This window comes from Clostridium autoethanogenum DSM 10061 (assembly GCF_001484725.1).
In the GTDB taxonomy this organism is placed as follows: Bacteria; Bacillota; Clostridia; order Clostridiales; family Clostridiaceae; genus Clostridium_B; species Clostridium_B ljungdahlii.
Window position 1 is genome coordinate 2,117,311 of the sequence record NZ_CP012395.1, and the last position, 12,820, is coordinate 2,130,130.

Consider the following 12,820-nt stretch of genomic DNA (forward strand, 5'->3'; position numbering starts at 1 on the left):
AATTTACATTCCTAATTGCTTGTAAACTGAAAGAAGAATCTATCTGATCCTTCAAAATTAAACAGAGTAGACTTTCTAACTTACTTAAACCATCAATTTATAAGATAGATTATACTCTATCTTTCGACTCCCTAGAAAGGAGGTGATCCAGCCGCAGGTTCTCCTACGGCTACCTTGTTACGACTTCACCCCAATTACTAACCCCACCTTCGGCCGCGTCCTCCTAAGTTAGACTACGGACTTCGGGTGTTGCCAGCTCTCATGGTGTGACGGGCGGTGTGTACAAGGCCCGGGAACGTATTCACCGCGACATTCTGATTCGCGATTACTAGCAACTCCAACTTCATGTAGGCGAGTTTCAGCCTGCAATCCGAACTGGGGGCAGTTTTTGAGGTTTGCTCCACCTTGCGGTCTTGCTTCTCTCTGTACTGCCCATTGTAGCACGTGTGTTGCCCTGGACATAAGGGGCATGATGATTTGACGTCATCCCCACCTTCCTCCGCGTTAACCGCGGCAGTCTTGCTAGAGTGCTCAACTAAATGTTAGCAACTAACAACAGGGGTTGCGCTCGTTGCAGGACTTAACCTAACATCTCACGACACGAGCTGACGACAACCATGCACCACCTGTATCCCTGCCCCGAAGGGTTTCTCTTATCTCTAAGATATTCAGGGTATGTCAAGTCCAGGTAAGGTTCTTCGCGTTGCTTCGAATTAAACCACATGCTCCGCTGCTTGTGCGGGCCCCCGTCAATTCCTTTGAGTTTTAATCTTGCGATCGTACTTCCCAGGCGGAGTACTTATTGTGTTTACTGCGGCACAGAAGGGGTCGATACCTCCTACACCTAGTACTCATCGTTTACGGCGTGGACTACCAGGGTATCTAATCCTGTTTGCTACCCACGCTTTCGTGCCTCAGCGTCAGTTACGGTCCAGAGAATCGCCTTCGCCACTGGTGTTCTTCCTAATCTCTACGCATTTCACCGCTACACTAGGAATTCCATTCTCCTCTCCCGCACTCTAGATATCCAGTTTGAAATGCAGTGCCCGGGTTAAGCCCGGGTATTTCACATCTCACTTAAATATCCGCCTACGCACTCTTTACGCCCAGTAATTCCGGACAACGCTCGCCACCTACGTATTACCGCGGCTGCTGGCACGTAGTTAGCCGTGGCTTCCTCCTTGGGTACCGTCATTATCGTCCCCAAAGACAGAGCTTTACAATCCGAAAACCTTCTTCACTCACGCGGCGTTGCTGCATCAGGCTTTCGCCCATTGTGCAATATTCCCCACTGCTGCCTCCCGTAGGAGTCTGGACCGTCTCTCAGTTCCAATGTGGCCGATCACCCTCTCAGGTCGGCTACGCATCGTCGCCTTGGTAGGCCGTTACCCTACCAACTAGCTAATGCGCCGCAGGTCCATCTCAAAGCGGATTACTCCTTTAAATCAGTCTCCATGTGAAAACTGATTATTATGCGGTATTAATCTCCCTTTCGGGAGGCTATCCCCCTCTTTGAGGTAGGTTACCCACGTGTTACTCACCCGTCCGCCGCTAATCCACTCCCGAAGGAGCTTCATCGCTCGACTTGCATGTGTTAAGCACGCCGCCAGCGTTCGTCCTGAGCCAGGATCAAACTCTTAATTTAAAAGTTTGTATTGACTCTTCTTATTACGAAATTACTTTTTTAGCTGCTCTCGCAGCTCAAAAGAATTGCTGGTTTATTCTAAATAAGTTGTACTTATATCTTCCTCTGTTTAATTTTCAAGGATCATTTTGCTGCCTCACTTCGACAGCTTTTATAGTTTATCATGTATTTTTTTCTTTGTCAACACATTTTTTAATTTACTTTCAACAAACTGTGTGACTTATTTACGTGACAACAGTTGATATAATACCATACCTACAATTTTCTTTTATATACTTACATATTATATGCATCATTTATCTAAATAATACTATAAATTTCTATAAAAATCTTTAATATTCACATACCGATACACGAGGAAACGTTATTACAATAAATTTGGCAAAAAAAGAGAAATTGCTTCTTTATAACAACTTCTCTTCTCATGTATTCTAAAAATTATTTATTATATCCTTAAACGCATTGCCCCTAACTTCAAAATTAGGGAACATATCAAAACTAGCACATGCAGGTGAAAAAGTCACAATATCACCATTAGTTGATAACTCTTTAGCAACATTTACTGCGTCTGTTAGTGAATCTACAGATACTATAGGCACGTCAATTCCCTTTTCACACTTAAGTTTCTCAAATGATTTTTTAATTTTATCTTTTGTAGCTCCCATAAGTATTAAAGTTTTTATTTTTGAATATCCTTCCTCCGCCAAAACATCAAAAGGTATCTTTTTATCATATCCACCTGCTATTAATATTACAGGTTTATCAAAAGCTCTTAATCCTGCCAATGTTCTTGTAGGGCTAGAGGCAATAGAATCATTATAATATTTAACTCCATCTAATTCTCTTACAAATTCACACCTATGCTCTACTCCCTCAAATGTAGTAGCAACTTTTTTCATATTATCTACAGAAACATCCTCTTTAATTGCAGAAAATGCAGTAAGCAAATTTGCAACATTATGCATTCCTCTAAGTTTAACCTCACTTATCTTGCATACTTTTTTCCCATCAATACATAAAATGTCTCCCTTTAAATATCCACCAGAAGTTAATTCTTCTTCAATACTAAACTGTCTTACTTTTCCTTTAGCTTCTTTTACCATAGCATTAGTACACTCATTATCTCTATTAAGAATGACCACATCCTGGTTTCCTTGATACTTAAATATACTTTTTTTTGCATTCACATACTCTTCCATATCCTTATGAATATCAAGATGATTTGGACTTATATTAGTAATCACAGCTACCTCTGGTGATACATCCATACCCATAAGTTGAAAGCTTGAAAGTTCAAGAACTACCTTATCCTCAGGATCTATTTCTTCTATCCTGGAAAATAATGGGGCACCTATATTTCCGCCAACCCAACTTTTATATCCCTGTTCCTTTAACATATTGTATATAAGCGTAGTAGTTGTAGTTTTCCCATCACTGCCAGTTACTCCATATATCTTAGCAGGACAATATTTAATAAACTCTTCCATTTCTGAAGTTACATATGCCCCATTTTGTTTAGCTTTTACAAGTGCAGGACTATCTATTCTCATAGAGGGAGTCTTAAATATTACATCAAAATTATCTAAATATTCGAGATAATTTTTGCCTAATACTAAATTCACTCCTCGCTTTTTTAATTCCTTGGCAACTTCACCAAGTTCCCCTTCATCTTTTTTATCAAAAGCACTTACCTGTGCACCTAGTCCCAATAAAAAATTAATTAAAGGTCTATTACTTATTCCTATTCCAACTACTGCCGTCTTTTTATTCTTTATAAACTTTTTAAAGTTATCAAAATCTTCCTTCATTAAAAAAACCTCCAAAAATAAATCTGCTAATTATAATCACGCTTATATCATAACATAATTTTCTATAAATTTGTATGAAGTAGATATATCGTACTAGAATAACTCCGACGGTATAGATCTTAAACAATATTTAGCTTATTCGCCCTAATATACTATTAAAGTCTAAATTGTGAGAAAATATTTAATTTAATGACTTTATATGACTCTATTGAAAATTATTATTGTGTTATGTTATACTATATTCGTGCCGTAAGGAAACATTAATATAATTCCCCAAGTTTTAATTAAACATATAACATATCCCCATGATTAAACCCTAATTTACCGGATCTTTTGATTCGGTAAATTTTTTTAATAAAAAATATAGAGTACTGCTATTCCGAACAAATAACCGCAGAATAACAAAAGGTGTCATATAAATTTTCTCAAATTTATATGACACCTTTTTACTAAAACTGCACTTTAAAACTGCACTTTTTCTTGTATAAATGCCGATAATTCTTCTATTTTTATTCTAAACTGCTCCATGGTATCCCTATCTCTTACAGTAACAGTATTGTCATCCATTGTATCAAAATCTACTGTTATACAATAAGGCGTTCCAATTTCATCTTCTCTTCTATATCTCTTACCTATACTTCCTGCATCATCATACTCCACATTAAAATCTTTTCTTAAAATGTTGTATACTTCTAAAGCTTTTTCTGATAACTTTTTACTAAGAGGTAAAATAGCTGCTTTAAATGGAGCTATAGCAGGGTGAAAATGTAGTACTGTCCTTACATCTCCTCCTTCTAATTCTTCTTCATCATATGCATCAACTAAAAATGCAAGTACAGCTCTATCAGCTCCTACAGAAGGTTCTATACAGTATGGTATATATTTTTCCTTAGTTACCGTATCTAAATAAGTCATATCCTTACCAGAATGCTCTTGATGCTGTTTTAAATCATAATCCGTTCTATCTGCTACACCCCAAAGCTCGCCCCATCCAAATGGAAATAAATATTCAATATCAGAAGTGGCATTACTATAATGGGAAAGTTCCTCCTTATCATGATCTCTAAATCTTATATTTTCTTCTTTTATTCCAAGACTCAATAAGAAATTCCAGCAATACTTTTTCCAATAATCATGCCATTCTAAGTCAGTTCCCGGTTTACAGAAAAATTCAAGTTCCATCTGTTCAAATTCTCTAGTTCTAAAAGTAAAGTTTCCTGGAGTTATTTCATTTCTAAAAGATTTACCTATTTGTGCTATTCCAAAAGGTATCTTTTTTCTACTTGTTCTTTGAACATTTTTAAAATTTACGAATATCCCCTGTGCAGTTTCAGGTCTCAGATATATTTCTGATTTTGAATCCTCTGTAACTCCTTGAAATGTTTTAAACATAAGATTAAATTGTCTGATATCAGTAAAATTCTTCTTTCCACAGCTAGGGCAAACAATATTGTTGTCGTCTATGTATTTCTCTAATTTTTCATTGCTCCATCCATCAGCACTAGCCTTTTCTACTCCTTGTGCTGTCATATGTTCTTCTACCAACTTATCAGCTCTAAACCTAGCCTTGCATTCTTTACAATCCATAAGTGGATCAGAAAAGTTCCCCACATGACCTGAAGCTACCCAAACTTCATTATTCATAAGTATGGCACAGTCTATTCCTACATTATGTTCACTTTCATGAACAAACTTTTGCCACCAAACTTTCTTTACGTTATTTTTTAGTTCTACTCCAATAGGGCCATAATCCCATGTATTAGCAAGGCCCCCATATATATCTGACCCAGGATATACAAATCCTCTACTTTTAGCTAAAGCTACTACTTTATCCATAGTTTTTTCAAAAGACATTATTTTTTCCCCTTTCTATTTTAATTCATTACTTATTATTAAACATTAAATTGGGATTTTAAAATATAAAAAAAGAACCTGCCACATAAGGGACGAATTTTATTTCCGCGGTTCCACCCTCTTTAGCACAAGCTCATCTTTAAATACATAGTTAGCTCAAAAGTTCCTTCATAAATAAAATCCCAGTTGTTTACACCATCCACAACTTCTCTGTAGAGATTTACATTAATACTATTCTTTATCACAGCATATATTAATTTTTTCTATATAGTTTTCATCTTATCCTATTATCTTTAAATGTAAATAATAAGTCTTTAAATATTACAAAAAATGAAATGGCTCCGTGGAGAGGGCTCGAACCTCCAACCCTTCGGTTAACAGCCGAATGCTCAACCATTGAGCTACCACGGAATAACTTACATATAATATTATATCATGGGATTTTAAAAATGCAACATTTTTTTATTTTTTATGTAAAAACATTTTGAAGACCTATGGATTTTAACTGAAATTTCCTTAGGTCTTCAAACAAGTTATATACTTACTGCTGTTGATTTGGCTTCATTGTAGGAAATAATATAACATCCCTTATTGAAGTGGCATTCGTAAGGAACATTACAAGTCTATCTACTCCTATTCCCAAACCTCCAGTTGGAGGCATGCCTATCTCAAGTGCATTTAAGAAATCTTCATCCATCATATATGCCTCATCATCACCTAGTTCTCTTTCTTTTAGCTGCTGCATAAATCTTTCTCTCTGCACTATAGGATCATTTAGTTCTGAATATGCATTACATATTTCTCTTCCAAATATAAATCCTTCGAATCTTTCCGTAAACTTAGGATTTCCTCTTTTCTTTTTAGTAAGAGGTGATATTTCTACAGGATAATCCATTACAAAAGTAGGTTGAATAAACTTTTCTTCGCAAAATTCTTCAAACATAGCATCCAATATATCACCCTTTGAACAATCCTTCAGTTCCTTCTTTAATTCAATATGTTTTCCTTTAGCAATTTCTCTAGCTTCTTCATCGTCTTTCACTTCATCAAAATCTACATTTGCAAATTTTTTAACTGCTTCTACCATAGTAATTCTATTCCATGGTGGCTTAAAGTCTATTTCCGTATCTTCATAAACTACCTTTGTAGTACCAAGGACTTTCTCACATACATAGGCTATCATATTTTCAGTAATTTCCATCATATCGTTATAATCTGCAAAAGCTTCATATAATTCAATAGATGTGTATTCTGGATTGTGCCTTATATCCATACCTTCATTTCTAAAGCATTTACCTATTTCATATACTTTTTCAAAACCACCAACTATAAGTCTTTTAAGATATAGTTCTGTAGCAATTCTCAAATACATATCTATATCAAGTGCATTATGATGGGTTGTAAAAGGTTTTGCTGCAGCTCCTCCAGCTATTGACGAAAGTATTGGAGTCTCCACTTCTATGTAGTCCTTATTATCTAGGAATTCTCTTATTGACTTTATTATGGCAGTTCTCTTCAAGAAAGTATCTCTAACGTCACTGTTTATTATTAAATCCACATATCTCTGCCTATATCTCAAATCTGGATCTTTTAAGCCATGCCATTTTTCTGGAAGCGGTTTGAGAGACTTAGCTACCAGTTCAAAATCTGTAATATGAATTGATATTTCTTCTGTTTTAGTTTTAAATACCCTACCAGTTACAGATAAAATATCACCAATATCATAGGATTTGTACTCTTTTAATTTCTCTTCACCTACATCGTTTATCCTTATATATAACTGTATCTTTCCATATCTATCATACAAATCGGAAAATCCAGCTTTTCCATGAACTCTTTTCGAAATAAGCCTTCCTGCTACAGTTACATCTTTACCTTCTAAAGTATCATAGTTGTCCTTTACTTCTTTTGAAGTATGTGTCCTTTCTACTTTATATACGTCAAAAGGATCTTTTCCTGCTTCTTTAAGGTCTTCAAATTTTTGCAGTCTCTCCCTAATGAGCTCATTAGACTTTTCTTCTAGTGCATGTAATTTCTTTTCGTCTTTTGACATCAATGTTACCCTCCAATTATCTTCTTATACTAAGTATCTCGTACTTACTAACTCCATCTGGAACCTGTACTTCAACTATATCTCCAGCTTTTTTACCTACAAGTCCTTTACCTACTGGAGATTCATTGGATATTTTATTGTTAATTGGATCCGCTTCTGCAGAACCTACAATCAAATATTCTACTTCCTCATTAAAATCATAGTCCCTAACTTTTACAATAGATCCTATGCCTACTACTCCTGGCGGAATTTCTTCTTCATCTACTATAGTAGCATTTTTTAGCATATTTTCAAGTTGTACTATTCTTCCTTCTACAAATGCTTGTTCATTTTTAGCACTATCATACTCTGAATTTTCACTTAAATCTCCAAAAGAAAGTGCTACTTTAATCTTTTCCATAATTTCTCTTCTTTTAGCTGTTTTTAAATATTCTAATTCATCCTCAAGCTTTGTTATTCCTTCATAGGTCATTACATATTTTTTTGATCCACTCATTTAACTATCCCCTTTTAACAATTTATCTAAAATTCTTATAGATAACCCTATTAGCCATCAACGTGCTCTCTTTTACTCATACTAATTATTATTTAAGTAATTATAAAACAGCACTATTATAATGTCAACATTTTGAAAATTGAATTTTCATATTACAATTTCTTCTAGATTATAAAACTAGCATATCCTCATTAAATTTTATTTTATCAAGAAATATTCCATTATAGGATAAAGATTTTTCCACATTTTTTTCATTCATTTGACAAAGTATGGACCCTAAAAGTTCAAAAGATACTCCATTGTACTTACAATCCCATGGAACTTTATAACCAACATCGTTCACTATTACGCCTCCATTACTGGGTATATAACTATTATCTATATACCATACATATGCATCACTCTTTACAGTGATATTCTTAGAACTTATTACAAAATCTGCACTTTCAAAAGAAAACTTCATATCAGATGTAATTATGGGAGTTACTCCATAGTTAGCAATAATATATTGTCCAATATCATTAGTTTTCATAATATCTCTAGAAAGTAATATTATATTTTTAGCTTCTTTAGCCAAATAGCATATAGTATCAAATAAAATTCTCTCTGAAGCATCATAAACAACTATGCAACTATGTCTTATACTCTTTTTCTTAATTCTAAGTATAATTTTTAAACTCTTTATAATACTAAAAGCCATTAGTTCCCTTTGAAATTTATTGTATAAATTATAATCTAAATATCTATATACTTTAGGAGCTAGTTCCATATCTCTTATCCTTGATATCTTTTTCGCCCTTAGAATGTTACTATTATAAGACTCTATATTAATATTTGGCGGAAATTTAACATTTTTTATTTCTAATTTTAGTTCTTTTATAAAGATTTTTTCCTTCAATTTTAACCTAAATCTATCCTTAATTTTTCCCCAAAAGCTACTGTCATTATAGAATCTAATTTTTTGCGGTGTAGTATATAAAATCGATTTCACACTTTTCTTCCTGTTACATTGCTTACAGTAATATCCTATTCCCCTATTCTATTAAAAATTACAGCAAAGATTTATATTCATTTAAAATTTTAAATACATTTTCACTCTTTTTTTCACAATTTATTTTATCTTTTATCTCTTTACTATTTTTTAGTCCTTTTATATACCATGCTATATGCTTTCTCATTTCTCTTACAGCCCTATCTTCACCATTATAATATATTGCCCTTCTATAGTGTTCCATACACAAATTTATTTTTTCTAAAGGACTTGGAAATATAACTGGTTGATGATTTCTGATTTCACATATCTGTTTAAATATCCACGGATTTCCCATAGAACCTCTTCCAACCATTACCCCATCGCATCCTGTATTATTAAACAGTCTAATTGCATCTTCTGCTGTAAATACATCTCCATTTCCGATTACAGGAATGTTGACCTTTTTCTTTACTTGACTTATTATATCCCAATTTGCACTGCCATTATACATCTGTGTGCTAGTTCTACCATGAACAGTCACAGCATCAGCTCCTGATTGTTCCATAATTTGAGCAAAGTCCACTACATTTATATTATCAAAGTCAAATCCTATTCTCATTTTTACAGTAACCGGTTTTGCAGAAGCTTTTTTCACTTCTTTTACTATTTGAGAAGCAAGAGAAGAATTTTTCATAAGTGCAGATCCTTCTCCATTTTTTACTATTTTAGGAGCAGGACACCCCATGTTTATATCTATAATGGCGATATCTTCATTGCAATTAAAAAAATCACAAACTTTAGCCATTATAAGTGGATCACTTCCAAATATTTGAACACCTAAAGGCTTTTCTATAGAAGACACTTTGAGCATCTGTTTAGTTCTATCACTATCATAGAAAAGAGCTTTGGCACTTATCATTTCTGTATAGGTAAATCCGCACTTCATCTCTATGCACAATTCTCTAAAAGCCCTATCTGTAACTCCAGCCATAGGAGCTAAAACCACATTATCTTTCAATTCAAAATTTCCTATTTTCATCAAAGCACCTACTCTTTATTTTTGTCATAGATTATCTTAAGTCCCGTTAATGTCAATATAGAATCTATTTTATCTATAGACTTTGACTCCTCATTTATCAGTTTAGCAAGGCCACCTGTAGCTATTACAAAAGGTTCATCTTCTCCTAAATCTATCATTTCTTTTTTCATTTTCCCAACTATATAATCCACCTGACCTATATAACCATACACTATGCCAGATTGCATACTAGCAACTGTGTTTTTGCATATTACTTTTTGAGGCTTGGTTATTTCCACTCTTGGAAGTTTAGCTGCCTTTTCAACTAAAGCATCTGCAGATATTTTTATTCCAGGGCATATTACTCCCCCTAAATAATCTCCCTTTGCAGTAACTGCACAAAATGTAGTAGCTGTACCAAAATCTATTATAATTATAGATCTATTATACATTTCATGAGCTGCTACAGCATTCACTATTCTATCTGCCCCTACTTCTCTTGGGTTATCATACTTCACATTTATTCCAGTTTTTACTCCAGGTCCAACTATAATTGGAACTATTCCAAAATATATCATTATCATATGCTCTAATGAGTACATTATATTTGGAACTACAGAGGATATGATAACTCCTTTTATATCTGAAGGATCCAGTTTTTCATGTAAGAAAAGTTCCATTACTTGAATTCCATATTCATCTGCTGTCCTTTTAGAATCTGTAGACAATCTACATACTGAAATAAGTTTATTTTCATCATATACTCCTAAAACAATGTTAGTATTTCCTGCATCTAGAACTAGAATCATTAAACAACACCACCCTTCTAAATCGAAATAATAATGATTAATCCCATGATATACACAATTAAGGAGCAGCTTTGTAGCTGCCCCTATAAAACATCAATTTAAGTCAAAATAATAATTTAATTGTATCAATAAAATTTTATTTGTCAAGATTAAATTGCTATCATCCACTTTAAAGAAAATCATATACTCCAAAGGTTCTACAACTTTGGGATAGTCACTTTTATAGTATACATAGGAGTATTAGCACAAGTAGTGGTAATATAGAAAAAGTCCCTGCATACTATCACAGGAACTCTCTACTTAAATATATTCAATTAGGCTTGAGCAAATATTTCTTCAAATTCATTTGCTTCAAGTTTTTCTTTTTCTAAAAGCTGTTTTGCTACTGCATGAAGCTTATTTAAGTTATCTGAAAGAAGCTTTTCTGCTTTATCATAACTTTCATCTATTAATTTCCTTATTTCCTTATCTATCTCAAAAGCTACTTCTTCACTAAAGTTTCTACCCTTGCCTAAATCTCTACCTAAGAATACCTCATCATGTCCTGATCCAAATGCAATAGGACCTAAATCACTCATACCATAATCCATTACCATTTTTTTAGCTATAGTTGTAGCTCTTTCAATATCATTTTTGGCTCCAGTACTTATATCGCCTATAATCAATTTTTCTGCTACTCTTCCTCCTAGAAGACCCACAATTTCATCTTCCAGTTTTGACTTTGACATATAAGAACTGTCCTTCTCAGGAAGGTGCATGGTATATCCTCCTGCCATTCCTCTAGGTATTATACTTATCTGATGAACGGGATCTGAATTAGGTAAAAGTTTCATAACAACAGCATGACCTGCCTCGTGATATGCTGTAAGCTTTCTATCTTCCTCATCAATTACCCTACTCTTTTTTTCAGGTCCTGCTATTACTCTAGTTACTGCTTCTTCTAGCTCATCCATACCAATTAGTGTTTTACTCTTTCTAACTGCTAAAAGTGCAGATTCATTCATAAGATTTTCCAGATCTGCACCTGTAAATCCAGGTGTTCTTTTAGCTAATACATCTAACTTAACTTCATCTGATAAATGCTTATTTTTAGAGTGAACTTTAAGTATTTCTTCTCTTCCCTTAACATCAGGTGCACCTACAAGTATTTGCCTATCAAATCTTCCAGGTCTTAAAAGTGCAGGGTCTAATATATCAGGTCTATTTGTAGCAGCTATCATGATTATTCCTTCATTGACTCCAAATCCATCCATTTCAACTAAGAGTTGATTCAAGGTCTGTTCTCTTTCATCATGTCCTCCGCCAAGTCCAGCGCCTCTTTGTCTTCCAACTGCATCTATTTCATCTATAAAAACTATACAAGGTGAATTTTTTTTGGCTTGATCAAATAAGTCTCTAACTCTAGAAGCTCCTACACCAACAAACATTTCCACAAAATCTGAACCAGATATACTAAAAAACGGTACTCCAGCTTCACCAGATATAGCTTTAGCAAGAAGAGTTTTTCCTGTTCCTGGAGGTCCTACAAGTAAAACTCCTTTAGGTATCCTAGCTCCCATTTCTATATATCTTTTAGGTTGTTTTAAAAAGTCTACTATTTCTGCTAATTCTGCTTTTTCCTCTTCTGCTCCTGCAACGTCTGCAAAAGTAACTTTCTTCTTATTATTGTCTGGCGTGGCCATTTTAGCTCTGCTCTTTCCAAAATTCATCACATTACGATTTCCACCGCCACCTTGTGATTGCTGCATAAACATAAACCAAAATGCTACAAGCATAAGTATTAAAAGAACCGTTGGTAAATATTGTACCCACATAGGTATTGTTGCAGGTTTAGCATACATTTCTTGAACTTCACCATCTTTAGGATGCTGACCTATAAATTGAAATAATCTTTCAGATGGGACTACAGTCTCATATGCTGTTCCATTTTTTAAACTACCTTGAACTGTCATTTTATCTTCTCTAAGCTGAAAACTTTTTACATCATTACTTAACCAATACTTCTGAAAATCATTAAAACTAATAGATGTTGAACTTTCACCAGTTCTTACCAGCAACAATGCTGCAACTATCACTAATATAAAAACTACTGCCCAGGCCGTTGCACTTGAAAATTTTTTCATTAAAGGCCCCCCTCTCTTTCTAGTTTTATACTGTAAAATTG

8 protein-coding genes, 1 tRNA gene, 1 rRNA gene and 1 other annotated feature are annotated in these 12,820 nt (G+C 34.1%); all 10 genes read right to left on the reverse strand.

Annotated features, from left to right (window positions below; genetic code table 11):
* Nucleotides 1–135: 135 nt before the first annotated feature.
* Nucleotides 136–1,645 (reverse strand): 16S ribosomal RNA (locus tag CLAU_RS09590).
* Between the two features lie 431 nt (nt 1,646–2,076).
* Nucleotides 2,077–3,453, reverse strand: a complete 1,377-nt coding sequence (gene murD, locus CLAU_RS09595) for a UDP-N-acetylmuramoyl-L-alanine--D-glutamate ligase (RefSeq protein ID WP_013240723.1) — start codon at nt 3,451–3,453, stop codon at nt 2,077–2,079.
* 462 nt (nt 3,454–3,915) lie between these two features.
* Nucleotides 3,916–5,307: a glycine--tRNA ligase gene (locus CLAU_RS09600; RefSeq protein WP_013240724.1), complete on the reverse strand. Its 1,392-nt coding sequence runs from the start codon at nt 5,305–5,307 to the stop codon at nt 3,916–3,918.
* 85 nt (nt 5,308–5,392) lie between these two features.
* Nucleotides 5,393–5,561: a binding site (T-box leader), on the reverse strand.
* A gap of 82 nt (nt 5,562–5,643) precedes the next feature.
* Nucleotides 5,644–5,718, reverse strand: a tRNA-Asn gene (locus CLAU_RS09605).
* Nucleotides 5,719–5,848: 130 nt separating this feature from the next.
* Nucleotides 5,849–7,360 carry a lysine--tRNA ligase gene (gene lysS, locus CLAU_RS09610; protein ID WP_013240725.1) on the reverse strand — a complete coding sequence of 504 codons (1,512 nt, stop codon included), beginning with the start codon at nt 7,358–7,360 and terminating at the stop codon, nt 5,849–5,851.
* 16 nt (nt 7,361–7,376) lie between these two features.
* Complete coding sequence (greA, locus tag CLAU_RS09615) at nt 7,377–7,856, reverse strand: transcription elongation factor GreA (RefSeq protein ID WP_023162488.1); 480 nt, start codon at nt 7,854–7,856, stop codon at nt 7,377–7,379.
* Nucleotides 7,857–8,025: 169 nt separating this feature from the next.
* Entirely contained in the window at nt 8,026–8,847 is an 822-nt protein-coding gene (locus CLAU_RS09620) for a hypothetical protein (RefSeq protein ID WP_013240727.1), read from the reverse strand.
* A gap of 58 nt (nt 8,848–8,905) precedes the next feature.
* Complete coding sequence (gene dusB, locus CLAU_RS09625) at nt 8,906–9,868, reverse strand: tRNA dihydrouridine synthase DusB (RefSeq protein ID WP_013240728.1); 963 nt, start codon at nt 9,866–9,868, stop codon at nt 8,906–8,908.
* Between the two features lie 8 nt (nt 9,869–9,876).
* Entirely contained in the window at nt 9,877–10,656 is a 780-nt protein-coding gene (locus CLAU_RS09630; protein ID WP_013240729.1) for a type III pantothenate kinase, read from the reverse strand.
* Between the two features lie 314 nt (nt 10,657–10,970).
* Nucleotides 10,971–12,779 carry an ATP-dependent zinc metalloprotease FtsH gene (ftsH, locus tag CLAU_RS09635; protein WP_013240730.1) on the reverse strand — a complete coding sequence of 603 codons (1,809 nt, stop codon included), beginning with the start codon at nt 12,777–12,779 and terminating at the stop codon, nt 10,971–10,973.
* Nucleotides 12,780–12,820 lie beyond the last annotated feature (41 nt).